Source organism: Leptolyngbya sp. FACHB-671 (assembly GCF_014695745.1).
In the GTDB taxonomy this organism is placed as follows: domain Bacteria; phylum Cyanobacteriota; class Cyanobacteriia; order Elainellales; family Elainellaceae; genus JAAUTN01.
Map to the genome: position 1 here is coordinate 1 of NZ_JACJOV010000037.1, position 24219 is coordinate 24219.

Genomic DNA, 24219 nt, shown 5'->3' on the forward strand with positions numbered 1-24219 from the left:
CCTGTAGCTCAATGACTTTTCCCCACATAGTCTTCAAGTGTGAGTGCTTACTTTTACTATCCATTTGTCCCCAACTTACAGAATGCAATTGGTGCCGGTTCTACACCCATTCCCATCCAACGCAGAGATACCTATATAGCTGGAGAATTTTTTTGTAGGATTGCCGGCACTAACGGCTACCGAAGGTAAGGTCAATCAGCTACGGGTTCATCAATCACCCAAACCCAGCACATCCCTACACTTCAAGCCGGCACATGAATGTAACGTTATTTGTACTTTTGCTTCAAAAATTTCTGTACTGTCCGGATGCCTAATTGAATTCAAAAATAGTTAATGTAAATTCTGGATTGTCAAGAGTTGGAGCATCAAGGTACAACGGATAAAAAAACGCTCTCCCCTATCTAACACCGGAGAATGAATATGTACAAAATTAGCGGGAAGGTTCTAGTTAAGGAAACTGGAGCAGGTATTGCCGATTTACAAGTTGTTATCTACGATGTGGATAATCAAGAGCAGTTTAATTCTGGTAAAGAACCTGGAGAGTTCTTTAGTAACTCAAAATCTCCAGAGCCTAAGTTGTTTTGGCAAGCTTTTCCTGGAGACCGTCTTGGTTCAGTTCTAACTGACGAGAAGGGAAAGTTTGAACTAACTTTTGACGCCGAGGATTTTCAAGCTCGTGAGCAGGTTAAGCGCCCCGATTTAGTGTTGTATGTCATAGCCCCAGAAGACACTCAAATTAACGAGAAAGGCGAAGTTGTTCCTTACCCAGACTTGACTCAGAAGCGAGTTTTGCACACATCTTATGATATTGTTGTCAATTCTGGCAAAACAGAAGAGTACATTATTCGGCTATCCAAGCCATTGCTAGATCGATTTTCTCTCGTGTATCAAGATCAAAATCAAACTAACTCGCAGCCATCTCAACTAATCGATTCGTTAGAAGAAACACGACAGCTAGAAACAGCTCTTCTTCAACACGAAAGAAAGTATGTTCAAAGCAATGTAGAACAAGAGCGGAAACGTGCTGAATCTGCTAAGAAGTTTATTGCAAATTTTACAGCTATACCATCACAGTTTCGTCAAAATCCTTTATTTATTGGAGAAGCGAAGGCTCGTAATGCAGCTCCGAAACAGATGGCTGCATTAATAGAAGCGAGAAATTTAGGATTAAAGCATTTAAAAGCTTACAAAGAGCGTTTCAATCCCCAACTTCAAGTTTATCTAACGGATAGAAAGCTGGCAGATCTACAAAGACGCGGCATTCTCAGACTTGATGGAAATAACTACTTTATCGATTCAGTTTGTTCCCTCCTCAGCAGCAACATTAGTGGTGTGGCGCTTCAGCGAGTTAGGGAATTATTTGAAAGGAAAATTGAGGAACCGGATATTCCTACAGAAAATGAAAATAATTCGACTATTACAAATGGCGATAGTACCTCTACCGACACAGAGTTATCACCAGCAGAACAAATCCGGCAGCGAGTTTTGGGGCAAATTCAGCACTTAGAAACACCAAGTCTTGCAAAAAATTCAAAAGGGGTGATGAACAATCTGCTGGAAATGCTTCAGGAACTAAAAGCCCAAGCTCAAGGACCGGCTGATGTGGCAGCACTAAAAGATTTTCACTCTTTACAAATCGCTTTTCCTCACGTGTGGGCAGAAGCCTTTAATAAAAAGCTTCGCAAGGATGTAGAGACACTGTACCACGAGAGGATGAAATTACACGAAGATTATGGTGTTAGTTTGCCGCCTCTAGAAGCAATCAATGAAGTCAATGAACTTCGAGATTTTTTGAATCAAACCAGAGAAGATTTATCTTATATGGCAACGTCACCAGTTCCCTTGGATGTTGCTAGCACTTTCCCTGAAGTAGACATCAGCACATGGAATTCACTATCAACTGCACAACAACGCAGACTTAAACAATTAGCTAGTGAAGCTATCACTCCAGAAAAAATCACAGAATTGTTACAGTCTACAATCTTATTTGTTCGTTTTTTTTGGAGCGCTTGCTGAAAAAAATAGGCAGGAAGGGCTGAGGATTATTAGGAATCCTCAAGGTAAATTAGGGAGGGCACAACGCCTTATCCTAGAAATGGGAGAAATGTTGGCCGAACCCTACGCTTTCCAATATTTTGCCCCCAATTCGGTTAATTTTGGTTTATTGGTGACCTATCGGCAGGAATGGGTTCCAGAAACTTACCAGGTCGGGGATCTAGTAGCAACTATTCCTCTGGCACCGAGTGAAACACGGAAATTTACGACAAAACGGGTGGTTAAAACCAGTCGTTCTCAAAAAGAAATTGAGAAGTCTCTATCGAGCCGTCAGGAAGAGTTTCAGCAGACTCGGCGTGCAGAAGATGAAATTCTAAATCGGGCACAGGTTTCAACAAATTTCCAGATGATCGCGCAAGGTTCGCTCAATTTTGGCATTGGAGAAATTGGCGGTAGTACCCAATTTGCACTGAATCAATCTCAGGAGTCATCTCGCATCAAGAAATCTTTCCATGAGGCGGTGATGAAAGCTTCTTATGAATATAAAAGCGAGCATTCTATAGAAGTAGAAACTACTTCTGAGCAGGAAATCGAATCAACAACTTCTGGTGAGCTGAGTAATCCAAATAACGAAATTACTGTTACATACCTCTTATATGAACTGGAGCGACGCTATCGTGTAAGAGAAAAGCTGCATCGCCTAACTCCTGTTATTTTGGTAGCTCAAGATATTCCAGCTCCTCAAGAAATTGATGAGGACTGGTTGTTAGCACATGAATGGATTCTGCGACGGGTGCTGCTAGATGACTCGCTGCAACCTGCTTTGGATTATCTATCTAACGAGTTTGTTGGTAATGAATTATCTCTGGAGATTAAACAAAATAATTGGAAAGCTCAGAAAGATTTGGTAGACAGAGTAGAAACTGAAGCTCAGAACTTCTTAAACCAGCGCGATCAGTTGCGTCAAGTGCTAGCAAGCTTGACCGAAAGGGCAGAAATAGGGAAAGCTGAAGGAATGGACGATCTTCAAAGAGGTTTCTTTAATGTCTTCACAGGTGGATTGTCTGAAGTATTCGGTGGCTTATTTGGAGATGCCAGTCCTGGAGAACGACTTGAAGCTGCTCGTAAAGCCGCAGAAATGAGGCTGGAATATCTCTCTGAATCTCTTGGAGATGCACAACAAAAGCTATCCCGTGCTGCTGAGGCTTTAAACCAGGCAACAAGTCAATATACAAGGGCATTGGAAGAGCAATCAAACAAGCGGACTGCCATAGATCAGCTTCGAGTGCATATCAAGCAGAACATTCTCTACTATATGCAAGCGATTTGGGATCATGAACCTCCCGATCAGCGATTCTTTCGCCTCTACCACATCAAAGTTGAGTTACCGGGTTCAGCAACCCAAGTTTGCAGAATGCGACTTGCCACACCTGAAGAAATTGAGCGAGGTATTCCTGGGATACGGCGAGAAGGACAGCAATACATTATCGAGTGCGAAACCCCTGTTCCCCCCTCTCTAGACAACTCCATCACCAAAACACTTATAGAAATTGCCGATTTGGATAAGCCATTGGGCTACAAAGGCAACTATATGATTTTCCCGTTGAAGGAATGTACTTATCTAACAGACTTTATGATGCAGGAGTACATTGACGACTATTTCGGTCTTCGTGACCCAGATGAAGCCGGAAACTTTACGACAGAGGAATTGTTAAAGTATGCAGAACAGGTGAGGAAAGACCTGACAGAGGAAGAGCGGAGAGCTTTGGAGCAGATAATTACAGAGCGCTTAACGAATCCTCGTCGTGATTCTGATACAGTCATTGTTCCCACCGGACAACTATTTGTTGAAGCCCTACCTGGTGCCCATTCATTATTGGAACCCTTCAAGATGCTGCATCGAAGCTTGGATGTTGCCAAAGTAGAGGCAGAAGTCAGAGAAATGAATTTGGAAAACCTACGTCGGGCTGCTCGATTGATTGAGGGTGAACACGAAGAGCCTGAAATTGACAAGAAAATTGTCTTTGAGGGGAATGGTTCAGGCGTAATCGTTCCACCAGAAGCGTAGATCAATGGAGTTTTAATTACGATGAGTGTCAGACAACGCCGAGATCAACGTATGACCGGAGATTCTGCTCCGCCAATTCAGCGCACTGGGGCAGAGCGACACGCACTGTTAGAAAGACTAGAGCGATTGCGTACACCACAAGAACCACAAGTCGAGTGGCTTGATCGAGGTACTGAAGGGCAACGAGGAATTGAATCTACTCAAACTCCTCTACCCAGGAGGAGAGACTCTCAACATACTAATCCGCCCCCAACTCGAACATATCCTACCTACACACTTCCAAGGCCGGCAATTTCAGAAGCAGAAAGGCACGAGATCGTCGAACGCGAACGCGCAAGCCCTCCCCAGTTATCTGGTGGAGTTGAATGGTTACCCCCTGCGACTACAGGCAATTCTTCAGGTTCTCTAGAAACAAGACTTCAGGAACAGCAAGGAGAAATTGAGGAATTACAACGACAATATGCAAGAGGAATTCAAGACAGAGCAACTCCAGATCGCGAGCTTCCTCCTGCCGTAATTCGTCGTGTGCCTTCTCCTGAAACCTCGGCAAGCCAGACTGCCCCACAGTCTAATACACCTGAAGTCCATTCCCAGAGCGCAGGCAACTATCAAAGACAGCTTCATGAATTAGAATCTCGTTTAGAAGATTTGCATCGGAGTATTCAGCAAGGCACTACAGACGGTACAGGTGATCCAGAGCTAGAGCGTACGCGCTCCCGCACCGACCCAACTTACAGACCTCCCATGCCAGAGCGATCAAGCGGAGATGCACTCCATAGGGGTTTACCAAGAACAGATATTCCATTGCCCCTCACTTTATCTGAAGTGAGGGACTCGGAGGATCGCAGCACAGGAGAACACAGAGGAACCGAATCAGAGCAGGTAGGTTTCTCTGAGGAAAGAGTGAGAGAACCAATAATTTATGATCCTGAATTGCGTATGTATGGAACTGCTGCTGAAGTTGAAGCCCGTTATCGTGAAATTGAGGCTGATATACACTATCGACGTGAAGAACGAGAACGTCACTTTCAGGCTTTGCGTCGAAGATCACCTTCAGAATTCCGTCGCATTAGAGAACAATTAACCGTTGATGAACAGAGGGCAGCTAGTAGTTATATAAGATTGCAAGGATTACTTGCTGATACTTCCCTTGTAGAACGTGAGCGCAGAGATTTAACTTATAGAACAGATTTCCTGATTCGCAGAACGTTTACCCCACGAGTACACGAGCTAATTATATGGTGGGAAATTTTAGAATATGGTCCCGAAGAGGCAGAACGCCGTTCAAGGGCACGGGCGATAGCTATTTACATGGAACAAAGATATGGGGCGGTTGATATTGATTTCGCTGCTCATGCACGACAACGACTGGCAGGGTTGGAAGCAGCTAGGAGTGGAATTTTCGGAGCAATAGGAGCAGGAGTTGGCTCCATTGTTCAAGATTTACAAGGGGGAAGGTTTGATCCGGAAGATCACACTGCCGATCGTCTAGCTCAGCTTGGTAGTATATTAGATAGTCTGCTAGAGGGAGTTGCTCCGATAGCAGAAGGCATATCTCGTCATGCAGAGTTACGACGTATACCTGAAAGAGAATTAAATTCGTTACCTACGTTGCCACCTGAGCCTCCGACATTAGTAATTCCTCAACAATCAGCTAGATCTTCTGGTACACCTGAGCAACGTGGAATCAGAGAGCGATTGGGTGGTGAATCAAGTCGCCGTACACCAGAACGTGCTGCTCGCAGACACACTGCAAGTGATTCTGCTAGGACGAGAACGCGATCTAGACACAGAGAAGCTAGTAGGTCACGATCTCGTGAAGAACATGGCAGATTACCGGAAATTCAAAACCCACAAGAGATCCCTCTCCAGATTGGAACAGAACCAAGACCACAAGTCCAGCAGCTAAGAGGTGTGCGTTATGGGGATTTGCCACCAAGAATTCTCACAGGAGACACTGCTAGAACTGGTGGCATCAGCCGTGTTGCTGCTGGTGAACTGATAGACGAGGGACGTGCAGTATTCGTAGTAGTTGAAGGCCGTGTTTTTCCAAGACTTGAACATGGTTTTGGCAGACTGATGGAGTTCAATCGGGATAGCCGTCTCAGACGACCATCATCTTTGACGGTAGAAGGAACATCTCTAGCTGACTACGAATATAGTCACCTTTGGGGACCACGCTGGGGGGATGAGGCACGGGATGGAATTATGCTCGCTCCTAGGCAACTCAATCAGGTATTTCAAAATCATGGAGTTGAGACAACAATTGACAGAATTGCTGCTCTTGCAAATGCTCTTGGTGGCACGGTTCACGTAGTTGCTCGTGCAAGAAGTTTTCCCCGTGACAGAATGAGAAGCTTACGAGGACGGGAATTTTTACTTCGAGAGGTTGAGTACGAAGTTAGTGTAGATATCCCAGGAATCACTAATGGACGAGAGAATGTTTTCAGAGCATCTATAGAAGTAGATCATCCCTCTACTGGTGGGCAAGTTCATAATCCTGAAGTAACAAGGATGGGAGCTTACTATAGCCTATTCAGCCATTAACTATTGATATTCAAGGAGCCACTTAGTTCGCATATCTTGAGTTCCATCATTAATAGGTCTACCAGTTTTCCTAGACGGATAACAAGGAAGCTGAAACCGTGACAGAGAAAGGATGAGAGCTTGGCGAGCAAAAAAAAGATGGGTCGGCGTGATTGTACTCCTCAAGTATGCTACTAAGTGCTAAGAAAGGCCATCAGTAACACATCTTCACCCCCACCCTCGTAACAACTGATGGCACACTTCTAGGCTAAAATATGCTATCAACACAAACGTCGGCATATCAATGGCCACAGAAAACCAACGAATTGTGGGCTATTTGCCCCAGGACTATTACGCCCAACTGCGCGAGTACATGGAGCGGGAACACATCAGCGAGAGTGCGGCACTGGTGCGAATGGTGAAGCAATTCTTTGACACACCCAACGCACACCCGGATGTAGAAGCGGAAGTAACCGCATTGAAAACCCAAATGCAGCAAGTGCTTTCGAGGATCGGCGTTTTGGAGCAACTCGCACAAACTCGCCCAGCACAGCGCAAAGGGAGCGCATCCCAACCTCATCCCATGTTGCAATCCCTTAGCCGTGAGGAACTTGCACGCAGAATGGGGGTGAGTTCAGAAATGCTGTTAGAGGTGGCAAGCAAAGGAGAAACTGAATTTCAGCAATGGTGCAGACATCGAGATCCGGGCAAACGACTTTGGAGACGGGTTGGAGAACTGTTTCATCCCGTGGAAGAGTGAAGTCTAAGCTGGGATTTTGTGGGCAGTCAACTATGTAATTGTGTAAAAATGACTTTCTAGAATTGTATTTCTAATAAGCCATGAACCCGTTGGTGTTGGCTCAATCCTCTGCACTGCTCCTGGTTGCGCCAATGCCGCTGACGCTGCATCCTGCGGCGGTGTATTTGCGTTCCCTCAGTGCCGGTTCTCGTCCCACGATGCGGCAATCCCTCGATGCGATTGCGGCGATGCTCACCAATGGCGAATGTGATGTGATGACGCTCAACTGGGCAGCACTGGAGTACCAGCACACCGCAGCCGTTCAGGCAGCACTACTAGAAAAGCACAGCCCGACGACGGTTAAAAAAATGATGTCAGCACTGCGTCGGGTATTGAAGGAAGCCACTCGATTGAAGCTGATGAATTCTGACAGTTACACAACAGCGATTGATTTACCCAAAATCAAAGACACTCGTAAACTCAGAGGTCGCGCCTTAACCAGTGTTGAGATTGCATCCTTAATGAAAGTCTGCATCCATGATCCTTCACTGCAAGGGATTCGAGATGCGGCACTCATCGCTATCCTGCGCGGAGCCGGGTTGAGACGGGCAGAAGTGGTGAAGCTGGAACTGAGAGATTTCAATCCCAAAACCGGCGCTTTAGAAGTTCGCCAGGGCAAGGGAGGGAAAGACAGAACGGCGTACTTGCCCGAAGGGGCGCTGTCCCGCTTGGACAACTGGCTCTCTCATCGCGGCGGCAAGCCGGGGCCGTTGCTGTGTCCCATCCACAAAAGCGGCAGGATTGAATGGCGGCACATGACTCCCCAGGCGGTGTTACTGATCTTGCAAAAACGTGCGGCGGAAGCTGGAGTCGAGCAATTTTCTCCCCATGATTTTCGTCGGACATTTTGCTCTGACTTGCTAGATGCGGGAGTCGATATCGTCACCGTGCAAAAACTCGCGGGCCACGCTTCGCCCGTCACCACCGCGAAGTACGACCGACGGGGAGAAGAAACCAAGCGCAAGGCAGTGCAACGGTTAAGTTTTTAAAAGTTTGAGGCCGGCATCAACATCATGCTGCTTCCGAATCAGGGGGTGAACTTTTGTCATAGAACTGATAAGGACGGCTCCGTAGGTGCGTAAATTTTCGCAGGGGCGAGCGCTTGCGGGCTTAAATCTAGCGAGGCGGTCGCCAGCCGCTAGGTATTGAGCTAAATCAGCGCGAAGCTATCTTTGAGGCGTTGTAAGATGGCAGGTTTAAAGGTATTGAGTATGCAGTCATTCTCAACGCACGATGCAGCTCATCTGCGTTAAAATTTCGCTCTTCCAGAACCAACCAGGAGATCCGCACGACCAGAGAGATCGTCTCGAATCAAATTACAAGCTATGAAGTTCCCCATTTTTTATTCCGAGCAATTCTTGCAGCATGAAACTGGGTATCTGCATCCGGAGCAACCAGAACGACTCGGAGCCATCGTTGATTGTTTAAAAAGCTCCGACCTTGCAGAGCGCCTCCAATGGCTCAGTCCCTCAACAACACGAGACATTATCAAAGAAATTCAACGAGTCCATTCCCCCGAATACCTCGAAACTGTTCGCGCCTATGCCGAACGAGGCTGGGGGTGTTTTGAGTCCACGCAAATTTCTCCTCAAAGTTTTGAAGTGGCTTGCCTTGCAGCCAGTGCCTGGTTAGATGGTGTTGATCAGGTTCGAGAGTCAGGGCAGCCCTGTTTCGTATTAGCTAGACCCCCCGGACATCATGCCCTCAAAGATGAAGGAATGGGATTTTGTATTTTTTGTCATGCAGCGATTGCAGCCCTCTATGCCCTGGATGTTGAAGGCATCAACCGGGTCGGTATTCTGGATTGGGACGTACATCACGGTAATGGCACCCAAGCAGTGGTCGAACAATACCCAAATCTGGCATTTTGTTCTATCCATCAATCTCCGGGGTATCCCCGCACGGGACGGGCGGACGAGCAGGGCAAGTTTAACAACATCTTAAATTTGCCGATCGCGCCAGAAAGTACGATTGAGGTCTATCAAGAGTTGTTTGAGGAAAAGATACTATCGTTTTTTCGCTCTTTCCAACCCGATTTATTGATTGTCAGCGCTGGCTATGACGCTAACCAGGTCGATTTACTTTCTAAAATTAATTTACAACCGCACGATTATGCCATTTTGACTCAGTATTCCCTAGCAATTACACCCCGAGTTTTATTTGGCTTAGAGGGAGGTTACGAGTTAGAAAGTCTTTCCCTCTCGGTTCTGGAAACCGTCAAACAATGTTTGTCATAATTTGACCCAAATCTTCAGTTTTTTGGCAGCTAAATTTTTCCTCTGGGACTCGGTTTCTTCCTTCCTATCGGGACTTAGACATTTTCTCGCCCCTAAAGGGGCTTAAAACCCCTTGGAGCAAGGAAAAGAGGTCGATCTCTAAAATGCCTGAAACCCTTTTAAATACTAGGTTTATACCTATTCGAGCTGAAAGTCTTTCTTTAGCTAGGTTTAAAGCCATTTTTGGCTCAGTTTTTGTCTAAGTCCCGTTAACAGACCTGAGCGCGTTGCCGGCAACAATGCTGTGGGTCATCCTAATACGGACGACCATCTTTGTGCATTACTATCCATTCGCGATTGGCGGATTGAATTACTTTGAGGTCATCATTGGGATACACAACTTCATCTCCTGCTGTGCGATCACCCATTTCCAGGTAAATCACGGTTTCTTGCGTTCGATTCACTAATTGATGAGCAATCCCCGTACCCGCTTTGAATCCATAGCAATCCCCTGGGGCGAGCGGTAATTCTTGTTCTGCCAACACCAGTGTTGGGTTTCCCTCCAGAATATAGATGAATTCATCCTGCTTAGAGTGACTATGAGCGAGGGCAGACACGGCACCAGGTGAAAGATGGGTCAGATTGACTCCAAACTGAGTCAGCCCGAAGCACTCGCCCAATTTGCGTTTTAATCGCCCTTTAACCTGCGCGGCATAGGGTTCTGGATAAATGGTTTTGCCACTTGCTGCTGGAACAGATTGGGCAGAAATGGGTGGTTGATTCATACAATCGTTTCCTAATTGCTATTACGTCAATCGAAATATCTTCTTATCAAGATCCACCCTTGTGCCCAACCTTCGCTATAAGGTTTGAGATTAGGGTATCTTGGCGGAATATTGTCTCCACTTTTATCGGCAGCCCTCTACGCATTTATGCCATCGTCATAACCCATTTTCCACCAACAACCAAAACTGTAGTTCCAGCCTTCCATATAAGATTTGTTATTGGGGTGTTTGGGAGTAGTGTTCTGAGTAAGAGGCATACTCTGGCAATCCTCATAGCCCATTTTTCGCTAGTAATCGTCGCTGTATTCTTTTTGTTCAGGTTGTTCAGATTGCGAATGACTCATTACTTTTTCACCCGCCATTCACTCTCTCTATTAAATGTCACACAAGCCTAATTCAGAAATTGTTCGTAAATGGCTCACATAATGAAGATTATTGGACTTGTTTCAGTCAGCTTAGCTTGGGCGATGTTGAGTTTTGCACTCAAGGCTGAACCAACAAAGTTGGAACTGGCTCAGTCGCCCACTGTGCCGCATCTGCCCCCTCCAGTCTCACCGCCTATTGTGCCTCTTGGGCTGCCGCACCGACCAACAATTCCTCTAGCGCCTCTCAATAAGTATCTTTTTGGTTCATTGTGGGATCTGGTGAGAGAGCCGGCGACGACTGAGCCGATAGCTGCCGCAGATCAAGCCTTTGGGTCGATTTGGCAACAGGCTTTTGCTCTTGAGGAAAATTCGCCTCAGTTTTCAACTGGGGTGCTGAACCTTCTGCAATCTCTCACTCCCATCCAGCAGCAGTATCAAGCGAGTGGGGATCGTTGGGGGGAATTGAAAATGCTGGAAGTCTCACTGAAGCTGCACTATCTGACTTGTCAGGATGAACGAACGCTCTCTATTGCCCAAGATGGTGTAGCAATGGCAGCAGCAACGGGTGATGGGCATATCAAAAAACAATGGTCAAATATTCTTAGCCAAATTTATAGGGCGATGGGAGAAGCAAACAAAGCTATCGAGACTCAAAAACTGATGCTAGACTCTTTTCGCACTCCCGATGGCAACCTCACCTTTTTTAAAGCGTATGACTTGGTTGACTTGGGCAATCTCTACCGTTCGGTTGGACGCTACGAGGAAGCCATCGCGGCTTACGTCGAAGCCTTTGAGAGCGCAGATCGGCCTCCTGCAGAGCGCAGTTTAGATGTGTATTATGCGGCTGGGCATACCTTTAAGCAGGCTGCCATTGAGGAACTGATCTCACTTCATGAGCTTTTGGGTAATGCAAAGCAGGTTGAATATTGGATTCAACAGCGAGAGCAAGCCAAGCAAGTCTATGAACAACTTAGTCGAGCTTCCGACTTACTTTGGGGTCACTTAATTGAGGATGGTGCGGAGAAGATGTCGCCGACTCAAAGAAAACCTATGGTTGAAGAAGCTTTGCAGATTTATAGACAGCTTGACTATCCCTGGGGGGAAAGCGATGCCTTGGTTGCCCTCAGTGAAGTCAATCTGGCACTAAAAGACTATTCACAAGCGATTGCAAATGGGGAAGCAGCGCTAGAGATGGTAAGGAGTTTGAGAGATTCACGCAGTCAGGAATCTTTAATACAGACTTTGGTTCAGGCTTATCTTGCTGTTGGGCAGGATAGTCAGGCACAGGTTATCCAGAGAGACTATGAGCAGTTCTCAGCAAGACAACGTTCTTCTCACCTTGCTAGACCCCGCTTTTCTTATGGATTTGCAATGGGTGCTAGCTACGAAATGCTGCCGGTTTTGCATCAGGAAAGACACTGTTTTGGGGAGCGATGAAACACTCCCTGTTTGGGTAAAGTTAGGTTATTCCTTAGCGATAAAGATTTGTTGGGCTGTCAAGTTCAACTCTGGGAATGTTAAGCGAGGGAAAGACCGAATGGTTTACGTGCCAGAGGGTGCGATCTCTTTGCTCGAACAATGGTTGGCGACTAGAGATAAGGAACCAGAACACTCATCTATCCGATTCACAAAGGGGGACAGGTGCATCTGCAGCAGATGACCTCTGGTGCAGTTTTGAAGATTGTTCGTCGGCTTGCTGAACAAGCCCAGATTGATTCATTAATGCCCGGAGCCAATTTGAGTGCGTAATCGCTGTAACCCACATCATGAATCTAGGCTAGGTCTTGCTTATACCACTCTCCTTTGCACAAAGGACTGACTAACATAACATTTGAAATCACCGGCTCCCGAAAGCACTTCGGTGAATTGAACACTTAGAGATAAAGAGACACAGAATCTGCTCTTGAAACAAGTTGATACCCCGCATCTGCCGGTGAAACGACTGAAATAAACATCAATGGCTCATCGGTGTTATTGAAGACTCCATGCACACATTCGCTATAAGCGACCACTACATCCCCTGCTGTGATTGACTTCGTAGTCCCAACTTGATCCAGATAATATTCCCCACTGCCGGACAGAATTGTCCAAGTATCTTGCCCATTAGGATGGATGTGGGCGCTGATTTCCTGACCTGGCTTGATGTACCAGGCGACAACAACAGCATCCTGAGATTCTGTAATCACCGCACGAATTGGCTCCCCGTCTACCGGCTGAAAAAAGTTAGAACTCTTGAAAATCCTTGGCGCACCTATCTTGATTCTTCATCCCGATTAGTAATCAACAACACCAACTAAAACATTGAGGTGTTATTGTCTCACTGATCCGTTTGAGGAATTGTCTGTCCAATTACCCTAGCGCACTTGTTGAAAAATTCATTTTTTGACAAATCAGCTCAGCGCGTTTGAAACTAAGGGGATGGAATTATAGCCGTGCGGCGCGTGAGCGAATTCATCCTCTCGTTTAGCAGGTGGTCAGATATCACTTATTTGGACAAAGCGCTGCGTCTTATGAACAGCATTATATTTGCTGGTGAGAACCGTCTCAGGCGAACTCACTAAATGTTTGTAGCTGAACCTGTGAAAATTTTACAACTCCACTAACTCACCCAAGCGTAGCGATTAAGCCGGCACCCAACATCGCCCTATATCTATATCTATATAAGGAGTCAGACCTAGCGCATCTACAGTGACAGCTAATAGCTTGGGCAGAATGTAAGCCGGCACTTCTGCCAAAATTGCTCGAAATACTTTGCCTCCGTACCCTTCGAGTAGACTTACTAAATCCTGCGCCACTTCGTCAGGACTGGAATCACCGGCATCTAAATCCGCAATCATTGCCGACATCAAAATTTGGGCAATAGCCAGTGTCTCTTCATCCAGTTCTTGCTTGTCAACTTTTCCTTCTATAACTTCTATAAGAAAAAGTTGACAGCGCTTTAACGCACTGAACCCCCCAGGCACTATGGATTTTGCAGCTTTACTCACAGCTTGGCGGGTAATACCTAATTGAGAGGCTACAGTCTCGCAAGTCGGTGTGATACCGTCTTTAAAAGAAGCCCACATCACCTCAGCAATCGCACGCGCCGTCTGCACGCCCTTTTTAGCCGCTGCCGGTGTGATGTCATAGGCATCAACGATATTGACTGTCGCGCCAGGGAAAAACTCTTGCAGCAGAGTCGGCATTTGTCCACCGCGTCGCCCTAAGAGATAAACAGTTTTGGGGCAATCTGGGGTGAGATGTGCCCTAGCACGCCCAACCAGTTGCAAATCCTCGCTTGCCACTTGCCGGTTCACCCAAGCGCCAAACTTGCCCCCAAAATGGGTCGGATGGGTTGAAATGCCGGTGAGGGCTTGATACTGCTGAGCCAAGGCGTTGAGGTTTGCTAAAGGTTTTCCAATCGCAACAATGACATCACAATCTGCAAAAGCGTTACTACCCCGGTTGTCAACAAACCAATGGCCGATAACATCAGCCGAATAGTTGTGAACTTTATTTTTAAAGTCAAGAATGCCTACTTTTTGGCCGGGATGTTTGGCTTTGATGCTATCAACAGCGGCGGCAATTCGGTTTTGCTCAGCGTAGATGCTACTAACTTTCTCGTTTTGAGTATTATGAGTGTCCCGCTGTTGCGAGCAAGCACCAATGTCATTAATTAAATTGATAGTGAGGTTTGAGAAAGCTTTTTCAGCAATCTCCTGTTCTACTTCTAAAATTGTATCAGGGTCAAGATTAACTCGTAAGCATAAATCAGACTTAGACATTGTGGCGTCAAGAAAGACTTTAAACCCAAACCCCTGAATAACATGGCGGTGTCGATTGTAGCGCCGACTAATTGCCACTCGCCCATCTGCATAAAAAGTGATATGAGCGTAGCGGTCTTTGCCAGTTAAGATGTTAACAATTTGACTAAACCATTTGACAAAAAATTTCTCGCTGATTTGGGTCTGCTTTTGTGCCGGTGAAAGATGGCCTGATAGAATTTCATGTAAATTGCCTTGCAGTACCTCATCGCATTGAGTCGCCAATTCCCACAAACTAGGCGTTGCCCAAACATCAGGAGCATTAAGCCAGTCCGTATCAACCTGATATAAATCTTTAGCTAGTAGTTTTATGGCATCTACATGAGGTAAGCCAAAACGAGGATTGATTTCGGCGCGGTTGATTTTATCAGCCCAGTCAATGACAATGGGATAGATTAATTCGTAAAGGGAAGGGTTTTGCTGATAAATCGCTCGACAACTGGCTAGCATTTCCTCCCAGCTAAAGGTGACAGTTTTGTTGATAGAAAGGGTCTTACTTGCCTCATCAATAATGCCGATATCCGTATTTTTTGGAGTGGGCATTTGATCTGGATGCGCCCTTAAAAAATTCTCATTTTCTAATTGTTGAGAGCGGGTGTTTAAGAATTCGCAATTAGCAAATAAAGGACAAGATTCGCAGATGGCAGAATTCTTCCCTCCATGTGCTACAAATCCTTTCCCCTGGCTCAAAAGATGAAAAGTTTCAGTTTCGGGACAGTTGCTGGGGATGTCAGGAGTTTCGCCCTTCGCCCTGCGAATATATGGATTGCCAAGCGCGGTGTGGTGTGAATGGTCGTAGACTTGTCCGTTGTGTCGGGGTACGAGCCTTGTAAATTCTCTCTCGACACTAGCAGTGGTCGGATTTTCCGCATCCGCAGAAAGGTAAAAAACCCGATTAAATTGGCTGTCAAATTTTCCCAAGCTAATATTGCCGGCATCATGGGATTTGCCAAAGCCGGTGAGGCTGCGATCATAAACACTCCCCCATCCTTTCTTTTGGGCTTCAGCCCAGACATTGAGGCGTTCACCGTTACTGTAGGTAATCTTAGGCCGGCCTAAGATTACCCATTCTTTAGGGGTTGGGAGATGTCCTGGTTCATAAGTTAGACGTAATTTGCCAGCCACTAAACGTAAATACTTTGCCCAAGGTGCCAGCACAATCGCGTTTGATGTTTTTTCTGTGGCTGGCAATATTGGCTGCTCATTGCAGCGCTTGCTGTTATAGGCATTCCAAAACTTCTGTGTTTTGCGTGTAATTTTCCGCAAAAAGCTTGATAGCTGTTTGCCTAAATATCCTCGCTGCTGATCCAATCCAAATTGTTCAAGCCATTGTTGCCGGCTGACGGTTGCCGACTTGGGTTTATGTGTCGGCTGATTTTGGCGGCACTGGTAGGCTCCGATGCACGCTTTTAGGGATTCATCGGGAAGGCTGGCTGAGGGGGTGCCACGGCTCGCTGAACGCCAAATCCGCTCGATGTCGCGTGAGGGGAGGGGAGGAGTACACTGGCTGCAATATTCCTCGAAAAGTTGGCGGGGATCGCAGGTGAAGTGAATCCCCAAGGTGAGAAGCTGGTTGGCTGTGCCGATTAAGTTTCGAGCCAGCTTATAGCCGGCATTGTCGCGGTTGCCCTCGCCAGCACCCGCTGCTATGAGTGCGCGGTCGTCTTTGGAAAGGCAAACTTTCAGCGGGATGGTTGAGCCGTCGTAAGCAAACTCATGCTCAATCGGCTTGTTGTATTGAGATTTAGGGATCAGGTCGGATTCTGACTTTTGCAGAATTGCCGAAGTCTCTTCCTTTTCTCGTTTGGCCTTTTGCCACTGTCGCCACCGCTCATTACTGAGGTTGTGTGGGAATAAGCCGGTGGAGTCGAGCGCGACTTCAAAATCTTCTGGTGAGTAAGTGGCATTGCGCCACTGCTCTAGGGTGATTTGTGCCGGCTCGCTTAGTTTGCCATCAATAAGTTTGCGCCGTACCAGTCCAGGTAAACGCATCGCACGGGCGGCATTGCAGATGGCGGGGTCTGAGTTCTGGATGACTGCAAGTTTGCGGTTAAGTCTGAGCCAGTGCTTCGGGTCAATTTTTTTCTCAAGACGGAAATAAACGTGCAGGGATTTGCCGCCGGTGAATACGACGGCTGCCGGCTCTAATCCGGTGCGCTCTTGCAGCTGATTGAGGGCTTCCCACTGTTGGTTCAGGGGCAAGTCGTCAATTTCATAAAAAACAAGATGGGTGCCGGTGACATGAGCGTTACTAATGCCGCCCTGTGGCTGATTAGGGTAGAAGTAAATCGTTGCGCCGGCGTGACTTAAATCTAGAGCGTGAGCGAAGCCGTCAGTGTAATGTTTGTCGGTGGGCTTCCAGATTGAGTTGCCGTTCTCATCGCTGCCAGCGTATTCGCAGAGCGCAAGAGATAGGCCGGTACTGGTGACAGTGCCGGTGTAGAGGTAATTTACTGGATCGCCATTTTTCTTTGTTGCCCACCAGGTTGGGGGTGAGGTTTGAAAATCCCATGAAGCTTTGAGCCAGATTTCGCCGGTGAAATCAATAGCTTGTAGAAATTGGGTGAGGGCTTCCTTGCTGTGTAGTGTTTTCATTTGGCACCCCCAGCAATGGAGCGCTTTGTTGCTGCAAGGATTTTTGCGCCGTCTGCCGGCTCTCCATCCACCAGTTGCCAGTTATCTCTGGCTAGCTGATCGCGTAGGCTCTGTATATCTTCAAGGGGAAGGGATATCGGCAGTTGGTAAGTCCCCATCTCTGGATAGCGGGTGATGGCGACGCTGCGGGCTGATGGGCACGGTGTATAGAAAAGTTCTTGGGAACTACGGTTCTCCCGTGAGGATTCCGTCTTATCTTGAGCTTCAGAATTCATGGATGAGGCACCTTAGTGATGGGGGGTGCCTTCTGCTTTTTCAAGGGCGGAGGGTATTCAAGAGGGGAAGAGATCAGCCCTTACCGTTGACATCTTTTCCACATCTAACTAAGCTTCTTCTTATAGATTTAATAAATTTGCGTACCTTTTGGAAGGCGCTAGCCCACTCCCTTGACAGGGGAGTGGGGATTTCGGGCGAAAAAGCTTTTGCAAGTGCAGAAAAGCCCCTAGCTGTTTTGCAGAAGGACGTTTCTTTTTCGGCTTCTTTTCCGGGGACTTAGTATCCCCGAATCTGGAGGTATTCTATAGGATCAGCGTGCAAGTTTGAGAAATTACTGGTTTTCCTGAAAACTTTTCGTCGATTGCCTCGCTAAACTGCGATTGTGAGGTTTGGCTTGCAGCAGCTCTCTACTATAAAGGCTACCCCTCTACATCCAAGCCACTAAGTCAGGTCTTTTAAAGACGGTAACTCGGTCGAGATTAGGGCGAATTGGCTGTTGCTTATCCTTTTTCTTGGCGTTGCTGTTCAGTTGGCTTGTCGGCTGATTGCGGCACAATGGTGGCAGTCATGTTGCTCACTAAGCGGTTCTCAATTTTGCTCATGTCAGCAACCAACAACCGCTCATACACATCAGGCTCAGCGTAGAGCGAGGAGTTGGAGAGCTACGAGCAAGAAGTGTTCTATCCTTGAGGCCATCGTTGCGATCAACCGCAACGATGGTCTCAAGGTAAACTACGGCAAGTTTGGTGCGGTTCTGAAATAATACTTAGTCTAAATGTGGTAAAAGATAAAAAATGGCTGGCGAATACGAAAAGGCAATCACAATTGAGAAAGCGATTCACCATATTGTGAACCGCAAGTATTTACTGCCTGCCATCCAGCACAAGGACACCTAGAGCAGTTTGCAAATTTGCACATTCTCCGACTATTATTCGTGGGTATCCCATCAACACCTTTATGTTTTGGGAAGTCAAAGATAGGGTATTTTTCTTACGATGAATCCCTAGTAAAAAAATTGAAAGTATGGTAGCAAGAAGGAACTCACCCACTGCAAGCTAACGTGTTGCGTCATAGGTCTTTACCCAATTCAGCAATGCCCTATCTCGATTGAGCCAACCTTCAAGAAACACGCGTTGATCCGGTTGTTGTTTCACACGTTGGTGTCTATAGGCCATACGCCGCTCTAGCGCCTTCTTTGCCGCTTCCCTAGGGTCATTAGGTAACTTTTCATTGAAATAGAAACGCCCAAAGTTTACAGATGTATCGAAGCATACATGGTTAAGCGGTGGGAGATATTGCCAGCACTTTTGAGCATCCCAATAAGAACGTCGATAAATTTGATGGATCTGGGCATCATTCAGATGACGCGGATCTGACACCCCGTATGTCCTTGGCCTTGGCTTGTGTAATGCCTTTAAACGTTCTGCCTCCCCTATCATTAGCATGATTAGAATAACCACCTTCCCACTGCAAGGTAAAGGCTAGAGCTTTCTCAAACTCTGCTGTTTGAAGCGGTGCATTGGATGGGTTAGAGTTGGTTGTGATGGTGTTAGATGAGGATGGAAAGACAAAGGGGATAAGGAAGAGATTGCTAATGGTGCCGGCACTAAGGAGAAAGGCAATCCATTGGGGTATAGACTTTGAGTAGGAGTCTGAATAAGTCTGCATCAATTACTGCCAAGGCAAACGACCATTTACGATTTGAAAGGCATAGGCAAGGGTAGGATTGACGTTTTCCCATTTACCAGTATTTGAGTTGTAATGTTGTTCTTCAAAGTGGAGATGAGGGGCGGTACTGGTTCCCGTGGAGCCGGTATAACCAATCACTGCATTGAGTGGGTAAGTGCCATCCTTGCAAGGTTCATCTAGATGGAAACTACGAAATCGTGTCCCCTTTGGTTCTTGAGGGGTGAGGATTGCACCAAAACCGGCACCACCTTTCTCCTCAAAGCAAATCACCAGAACTGGCCCTTTGAGTCCTGGGGCATATTGAGGTTTACGTCGTACAGAGATAGGTTTGCCGCTGTGGTCAATTCTTCCAGCTGCATCAATCCCCCGATGAGCACTATGCCGTTCTCCCGTCACTGGATGGAGGGTGCAATCTTGCTTATCTTTGCGAAGACATGGGAAATATATTCGTTCTCTCACCATAAACACATTGCCCAGACTGTCATGAGCTTTGACTGGTCTGAACCATTTGGCGAGTGCCGATTCTTTCTCTAGTGAAAATGATTGAGATTGGTTGGACTGCTTAACATTCATCACCTTCGCCACTTGCTTCTGCCATTGTTTAACACCCGGCAGACTATCCCACCAATTACCAACAGTCGGCACATTAAGAATCAATGCACTCACTGCGATTACACCCACGCACCCCCAAGTGATGGGATGGTGTTTTGCTCTTTTATTAGCAATCAGATGACGGGAATCAAGGGGTAAGGAATGAGTGGGATGCGGGAAATATGAGGCAGGAAGAGAAGGAGACGGTGGGGTAAATGCAGCTCGAATTGAGTGGGCATCTCCTTCAATCGTGATTTTGATGGGGTGTTGAGAAGTCACAAGCAGTCTCCCATCTTGGCGAGTACGGTTTCGAGTGGATTCGTTGGTTTGTGACATCTCCCCTCTGGTGCCGATGTTGGTGTTGATGCCGACGTGGATGCAGGTATTGGTTCAGATTGAGTTTGTCCCTGAGCCAGCGGGAAGGAAGGCATTGCAATATTGCGGCTTCCAGGTTGTTTGAGTGCAACCAACACCAACATCAGCACAGCACAAGAAATGGTCACTTTAGAGGGAGGATAAGTTATGGCTTAACGTCCTGCCGTTGCTTGATAAACGGGTAGGATTGCACCCTTGCCAGTAACCCCAGGACGGGATTGGATACGAGAGGGATGGCTGGGAGTCAAACTATTCCCTGGCACATATTGGACTTGGATAGCTTCAGCAGAAGCCGTCCCTGCACCTGTGAGAATGGCTTTCCCAAATGTGCCAGTCCCATGTCCTAACGCATTGAAAAGTCTCATCTCTCCTGGGGCGCTAGCAGGAACGCGATAACCAACCGCTGCCGCCAACCCGCCTTGTGCGGCATTGGCTACTTTCTGACCACTCCAAGGAAAGACGTGCATTGCGCCCACAATCATGCAGACTGCACCCAAGGCAAAACCTACGCTGGCGAACAACCCTCGTTCATTACGAAAGGTACGTCTGGTAATGTGTTCAGCTTGCCTAGGAACATAAGTTGCCCCTTCAGTCATTCCTATGGTGAAGTTGCCCAATCCATTATCAAAATGCTGTCCTGCTTGATGGGCATAGTGTTGGAACCCTTGATTCGGGCGTTGATTATAGTTGTAATGCGTTTGAGTTTGGTAGGGCACAATTGCACCCCCGCTCGTGCCTTGTTGTGGACAATCAGGGCATTGTTCGGTTGCTTGTTGCATGGAATACTCCTTTGTCATCTGTCATCTACGCCTCCCTCATTGGGTGGCAATCGCACTCCCCGGACTCGAACCGGCATCCCTGTTATGTGGTTGTGATGGATGAATTGCCGATAAATTAACAGGATCTAGACCTGCTCTAGATAGAGTGCTTATTCGTTATCCAGATCAAAGTATTGAGTGAAGGATGATGAAAAGTCAGGATAGGTGAGATAGTCCTCGCTGAGATGGCTGACAACGAGTTCTGAGAAATCGTAATTAGGATTAGGTGTTCGCATCCATGAAGGAATACTGATGCGCTTACTTATCTCCTCTTCACCTTCAACCCATACCATTTGTGCCCAACCGGCACACCTTCTGCTACCTTGCACACTTTTATCCACAACCCATTGACAATAAAGGCGCACAATATCTCGCTTGATTGCTTTACTTTTCCCCCTCAATGCCTTTTCGCCGCCAATCATGGCTTGAGTGTCCCCGTGTCCTGCCATGCTCACACTCATGTTGACTTGGCGCAAAAACTGAGTGCAAATCTCCCAAAAGTCAACCATTAGTTCAGGGTCAATTTCGCTGATATGTCTGCCATAGTTGGAGATTTCATCAATGGTTAGATGGATGTGTGGTTTAGAGAAGGGATCAACATAATGGGGTTCTGGTTTACCTCTTTCAACAATGCGCCGTTTTGCTTCATTGACAAACATCCGAATGCCCAATGCTGCATTGCGGAAGTTCAATTCCCGACCAAATACTCTTAATCCTTTGAAATGAATTCCAGGTGCAAAGGGATTAACAAACCACACATGATGACCTTGTTTGATGTGTTCACCGATGAGGTAACACAATTTCTCAGTCTTGCCGCTTCCCTTGCCTCCAATGAGCTGCACTGCCCCCTGATCTGGAAGTTCTCTTACCTCATTGTATTCATCACTTTGTACAGGCAGTTCCCAAGGACATGGGGGTTGCGCTTGCAGGGATGAAGCTGCAACAAATGAAGGAGATGGAGTCGGAGGATTGGTATTAGAAGGAGGATTTTTGGGAGTAGAAGCAGTTGTCAAAGAGGAAGAATTTGCCGGAATAGAAGGAGTTGTTGGCGGAGTAACCGACTTGTCATCTTGGGTTGATGGTGTAGGTTTTTGAGTTGATTGAGAAGCTGAATAATCGGGATGATGGCTTTGTGGGAGCTGGAAACTTGGTGCAAGTTGAGAAGAATTTGTGCCAGTTGGTTGAGGTCGTTGTGTGGGATGAAATGGTTGTGGAGGTTGGAAGAACCGTTGAGATTGAGGTTGGATAAGTTGGAAAGGTTGAGAAGGGTGCGGTTGTTGCAGGTTGGGCACAGGTGACAGCACACTAGGAGGAATGGCTTTGAATTCTGGGTGATTTTCTAACAACTGAGATTTCGTTTGACGAATTCCTAGCCCAGCAAATGCAGTCCCTCCAATCAAAGCCAAGGTGCCGCCTCCTATCCTTAATAAAGATTGCCAAGGTTGTGGAATAGAATGGGTGAAATGTGCCGCTTGGGTTGAGTAAGGAGTTACTAATTGTGTAGTAACAGTCTGATGAAATGAACCCCCAAACATCGCACCTCCCACCACCACACAACTGCCGGCTGCTGCAAAATAATGCCATCCTTTCCAACCCTTCATCACCCACCTCTATGCAAATTAAACACACCTTCTAAAACCATCAGTCGCAGGCTCTCCCTCAAAATTGAGGCGCTCCGGGCACTACATAATTCATGGATTCACTGCGAACAGATAATCCATAGACATCCTTGGAAGGTAATGTTTGCGAGACTTTGGTTTGCCCAGAAGCATCTAGCACCTGCGCTCTCGTTGATTTGATTTCCTCTTCCTGAGCAGCAACGTCTTTGCGTAGCTCATTCAATTCAACGGTTTGCTGTACTTTGGAATCTTGGGCATAATTGATGGCTTCAAGTTTGGCTACAGCAAATTGTGCTAAATCTTCTGGGCTAACAGATAAGTCAAACTTTTGGCCGGTGGATGGATCAACGTAGGTCAGGACTGCTCCATTGCGGTTAGCAGCCAACACCAAAAGCTTCATGGTTTCAGCACGAACACTCTGGTAGACCCAATCTGGGTGTTGGCCATAGTTAGGATTTCCTTCAGTAGCAATTTGAGTGTCTACTCTTTGCTTAAGAGCAGCGCCCCTTGCTTGAATCAAGGCTTGGATGTCTCCAAAATTCGTAGGATAGTCAGGATTGAAGTCATCTCTCCGACGTTCTTCCCGAATCTTAAAAAGCCTTTGGTTGAAAGTAGTCCGTGCTTGCTCTAATTGCACGAGTGCCGGTTCTGGAGGCGGTGTACTGACTTGCCATGATGTGGATAAACTTGCCATTACCCACAGCAGGCTAGTGATTATTAGTCCCACCAATAGTGTTAGGAATTTGGTGGAGAGTATGACTGACTTAAAGTTGGGGATAGACAGCAGGGAGGGTGGGGGAGGTGGTTGAAGTTGGGGTGGTTGGGGTGGCTGTTGTGGATACTCTTGGATGGGAGGGGTTAGTGCAGTACGGATGTAGGTCATAATTCACCTTTTGGTTGTAGTAATCTGCAATCAATGAGCGGTAGTGGAGGAGGGTGAGGGTGAGTGCAGCGACACCAAGAATCAAGCCGGCACCGAATCCTAAATAAATGGGTTTGGCATTCTGCCAAGCCATTGGAGTAGCGCTGACCCCAACACAAACACCTATGGTTGTCACTGCTCCCATCCCCAATCCCCCGATTGTGGCGGCCACCATCATTCCTTGCATTGATTGATGGCAGGTGTTTAGGGTGGCCTTGGCTGCTTCCTCCTTGACTAGAGTGCGGATGGCAATTGCTGAGTCGTGGGAGAGTTGGGTGATGAGGGCGCTATCTGACGGGTCAAGCTGGAGAATTTCCCACCCACTTGGTAGTTTTTTTTAGCAGCACCTCGTAAAGCACTCCGAAATCCAGACCGCGCACTATCATCAACTTCCTTCAGTTCAGAAAGTTTAGGGCCATTGAGGAAGACATCGGCGGTTTCAATGTGGAATTGAACCCTCATTGCGGTTCCTCTATGCTCCGCTGCATAGCGCACATCCTCGGCATCGTCAATTTGCACCAAACTCATCCCTTCACCGATGGCATCCATCCCGATGGCTAAGGTAGATTGAGTTTGCTTCCCTTCCGCCCATTGTGCAACAACTTCCGTTGGTGTAATTCCTGAAACAACCTTGGGCATGACATCATCCAAGGCGTTTTGAAGTAGGTCTGAAGTGCAGCCAATTTCTATGAGGGCATTGATAACCGATTGCATTCTTGATGACTTGACATTGTAATAGTCGGCAAATTCTTCAACTTGTTGCTGTGTTAGGTTCAT

18 protein-coding genes and 1 pseudogene are annotated in these 24219 nt (G+C 46.9%); 8 read left to right on the forward strand and 11 right to left on the reverse strand.

The window, feature by feature from the left end; all coding sequences use genetic code 11:
* The first annotated feature begins 420 nt into the window (after positions 1-420).
* The 6 genes from H6F93_RS01720 to H6F93_RS01745 all read left to right on the forward strand — a co-directional run bounded on the left by H6F93_RS01720 (position 421) and on the right by H6F93_RS01745 (position 9625).
* Positions 421-2016 carry a hypothetical protein gene (locus tag H6F93_RS01720; RefSeq protein ID WP_190678702.1) on the forward strand — a complete coding sequence of 532 codons (1596 nt, stop codon included), beginning with the start codon at positions 421-423 and terminating at the stop codon, positions 2014-2016.
* Positions 2017-2095: 79 nt separating this feature from the next.
* Positions 2096-4063, forward strand: a complete 1968-nt coding sequence (locus H6F93_RS01725) for a hypothetical protein (RefSeq protein ID WP_190678703.1) — start codon at positions 2096-2098, stop codon at positions 4061-4063.
* Positions 4064-4084: 21 nt separating this feature from the next.
* Complete coding sequence (locus H6F93_RS01730; protein WP_190678704.1) at positions 4085-6610, forward strand: polymorphic toxin type 4 domain-containing protein; 2526 nt, start codon at positions 4085-4087, stop codon at positions 6608-6610.
* A gap of 283 nt (positions 6611-6893) precedes the next feature.
* Positions 6894-7349 (forward strand): hypothetical protein, encoded by a 456-nt coding sequence (locus H6F93_RS01735; protein ID WP_190678705.1) that lies wholly within the window; start codon positions 6894-6896, stop codon positions 7347-7349.
* An 80-nt stretch (positions 7350-7429) separates the two neighbouring features.
* Positions 7430-8377 (forward strand): tyrosine-type recombinase/integrase, encoded by a 948-nt coding sequence (locus H6F93_RS01740; RefSeq protein ID WP_190678706.1) that lies wholly within the window; start codon positions 7430-7432, stop codon positions 8375-8377.
* Between the two features lie 336 nt (positions 8378-8713).
* Complete coding sequence (locus H6F93_RS01745; RefSeq protein WP_190678708.1) at positions 8714-9625, forward strand: histone deacetylase family protein; 912 nt, start codon at positions 8714-8716, stop codon at positions 9623-9625.
* Between the two features lie 293 nt (positions 9626-9918).
* On the opposite strand, the gene H6F93_RS01750 is transcribed toward H6F93_RS01745, so the two are convergent.
* A complete protein-coding gene (locus tag H6F93_RS01750) occupies positions 9919-10389 on the reverse strand; it encodes a cupin domain-containing protein (protein ID WP_190678710.1) in 471 nt (156 codons plus the stop codon).
* Positions 10390-10802: 413 nt separating this feature from the next.
* Between H6F93_RS01750 and H6F93_RS01755 the strand changes: the two genes are divergently transcribed.
* A complete protein-coding gene (locus tag H6F93_RS01755; protein WP_190678713.1) occupies positions 10803-12191 on the forward strand; it encodes a tetratricopeptide repeat protein in 1389 nt (462 codons plus the stop codon).
* Positions 12192-12628: 437 nt separating this feature from the next.
* On the opposite strand, the gene H6F93_RS33755 is transcribed toward H6F93_RS01755, so the two are convergent.
* The 6 genes and pseudogenes from H6F93_RS33755 to H6F93_RS01785 form a co-directional block, all read right to left on the reverse strand.
* Complete coding sequence (locus H6F93_RS33755; RefSeq protein ID WP_524537879.1) at positions 12629-12940, reverse strand: cupin domain-containing protein; 312 nt, start codon at positions 12938-12940, stop codon at positions 12629-12631.
* 435 nt (positions 12941-13375) lie between these two features.
* Positions 13376-17152, reverse strand: coding sequence for a primase C-terminal domain-containing protein (locus H6F93_RS01765; RefSeq protein ID WP_190678716.1), 3777 nt, complete (start codon positions 17150-17152; stop codon positions 13376-13378).
* Entirely contained in the window at positions 17149-17427 is a 279-nt protein-coding gene (locus H6F93_RS01770) for a hypothetical protein (protein ID WP_190678719.1), read from the reverse strand. The genes H6F93_RS01765 and H6F93_RS01770 overlap by 4 nt, the downstream gene beginning before the upstream one ends.
* Before the next feature lie 501 nt (positions 17428-17928).
* Positions 17929-18057 (reverse strand): hypothetical protein, encoded by a 129-nt coding sequence (locus H6F93_RS34490; RefSeq protein WP_277882815.1) that lies wholly within the window; start codon positions 18055-18057, stop codon positions 17929-17931.
* Between the two features lie 426 nt (positions 18058-18483).
* Positions 18484-19096: pseudogene (locus tag H6F93_RS34975) on the reverse strand (glycosyl hydrolase 108 family protein).
* Positions 19097-19099: 3 nt separating this feature from the next.
* Positions 19100-19987 carry a M23 family metallopeptidase gene (locus tag H6F93_RS01785; protein ID WP_190678726.1) on the reverse strand — a complete coding sequence of 296 codons (888 nt, stop codon included), beginning with the start codon at positions 19985-19987 and terminating at the stop codon, positions 19100-19102.
* 34 nt (positions 19988-20021) lie between these two features.
* On the opposite strand from H6F93_RS01785, the gene H6F93_RS01790 reads away from it, so the two are divergent.
* Positions 20022-20168, forward strand: coding sequence for a hypothetical protein (locus H6F93_RS01790; protein WP_190678729.1), 147 nt, complete (start codon positions 20022-20024; stop codon positions 20166-20168).
* 67 nt (positions 20169-20235) lie between these two features.
* Here the strand turns inward: H6F93_RS01790 and H6F93_RS01795 are convergent, their stop codons facing one another.
* From H6F93_RS01795 to H6F93_RS01810, 4 genes are all read right to left on the reverse strand, one after another.
* Positions 20236-20862 (reverse strand): hypothetical protein, encoded by a 627-nt coding sequence (locus tag H6F93_RS01795; RefSeq protein ID WP_190678731.1) that lies wholly within the window; start codon positions 20860-20862, stop codon positions 20236-20238.
* A gap of 149 nt (positions 20863-21011) precedes the next feature.
* Positions 21012-22502 carry a hypothetical protein gene (locus tag H6F93_RS01800; protein ID WP_190678734.1) on the reverse strand — a complete coding sequence of 497 codons (1491 nt, stop codon included), beginning with the start codon at positions 22500-22502 and terminating at the stop codon, positions 21012-21014.
* A gap of 58 nt (positions 22503-22560) precedes the next feature.
* Positions 22561-23403 carry a hypothetical protein gene (locus tag H6F93_RS01805; protein ID WP_190678736.1) on the reverse strand — a complete coding sequence of 281 codons (843 nt, stop codon included), beginning with the start codon at positions 23401-23403 and terminating at the stop codon, positions 22561-22563.
* Between the two features lie 273 nt (positions 23404-23676).
* The gene (locus tag H6F93_RS01810) at positions 23677-24219 is read right to left on the reverse strand and encodes a hypothetical protein (RefSeq protein WP_190678738.1); all 543 of its coding nucleotides are present in this window, start codon (positions 24217-24219) and stop codon (positions 23677-23679) included.

What these genes read in the sequence shown, in the direction of transcription:
- H6F93_RS01735 (WP_190678705.1), top strand. Translation starts at nt 6,894, where the DNA reads ATGGCCACAGAAAACCAACGAATTGTGGGCTATTTGCCCCAGGACTAT.
- H6F93_RS01745 (WP_190678708.1), top strand. Translation starts at nt 8,714, where the DNA reads ATGAAGTTCCCCATTTTTTATTCCGAGCAATTCTTGCAGCATGAAACT.
- H6F93_RS01770 (WP_190678719.1), bottom strand. Translation starts at nt 17,427, where the DNA reads ATGAATTCTGAAGCTCAAGATAAGACGGAATCCTCACGGGAGAACCGT.
- H6F93_RS01750 (WP_190678710.1), bottom strand. Translation starts at nt 10,389, where the DNA reads ATGAATCAACCACCCATTTCTGCCCAATCTGTTCCAGCAGCAAGTGGC.
- H6F93_RS01725 (WP_190678703.1), top strand. Translation starts at nt 2,096, where the DNA reads ATGGGAGAAATGTTGGCCGAACCCTACGCTTTCCAATATTTTGCCCCC.
- H6F93_RS01765 (WP_190678716.1), bottom strand. Translation starts at nt 17,152, where the DNA reads ATGAAAACACTACACAGCAAGGAAGCCCTCACCCAATTTCTACAAGCT.
- H6F93_RS01805 (WP_190678736.1), bottom strand. Translation starts at nt 23,403, where the DNA reads ATGACCTACATCCGTACTGCACTAACCCCTCCCATCCAAGAGTATCCA.
- H6F93_RS01795 (WP_190678731.1), bottom strand. Translation starts at nt 20,862, where the DNA reads ATGCAACAAGCAACCGAACAATGCCCTGATTGTCCACAACAAGGCACG.
- H6F93_RS01730 (WP_190678704.1), top strand. Translation starts at nt 4,085, where the DNA reads ATGAGTGTCAGACAACGCCGAGATCAACGTATGACCGGAGATTCTGCT.
- H6F93_RS01720 (WP_190678702.1), top strand. Translation starts at nt 421, where the DNA reads ATGTACAAAATTAGCGGGAAGGTTCTAGTTAAGGAAACTGGAGCAGGT.
- H6F93_RS01810 (WP_190678738.1), bottom strand. Translation starts at nt 24,219, where the DNA reads ATGAACCTAACACAGCAACAAGTTGAAGAATTTGCCGACTATTACAAT.
- H6F93_RS01755 (WP_190678713.1), top strand. Translation starts at nt 10,803, where the DNA reads ATGGCTCACATAATGAAGATTATTGGACTTGTTTCAGTCAGCTTAGCT.
- H6F93_RS01740 (WP_190678706.1), top strand. Translation starts at nt 7,430, where the DNA reads ATGAACCCGTTGGTGTTGGCTCAATCCTCTGCACTGCTCCTGGTTGCG.
- H6F93_RS01800 (WP_190678734.1), bottom strand. Translation starts at nt 22,502, where the DNA reads ATGAAGGGTTGGAAAGGATGGCATTATTTTGCAGCAGCCGGCAGTTGT.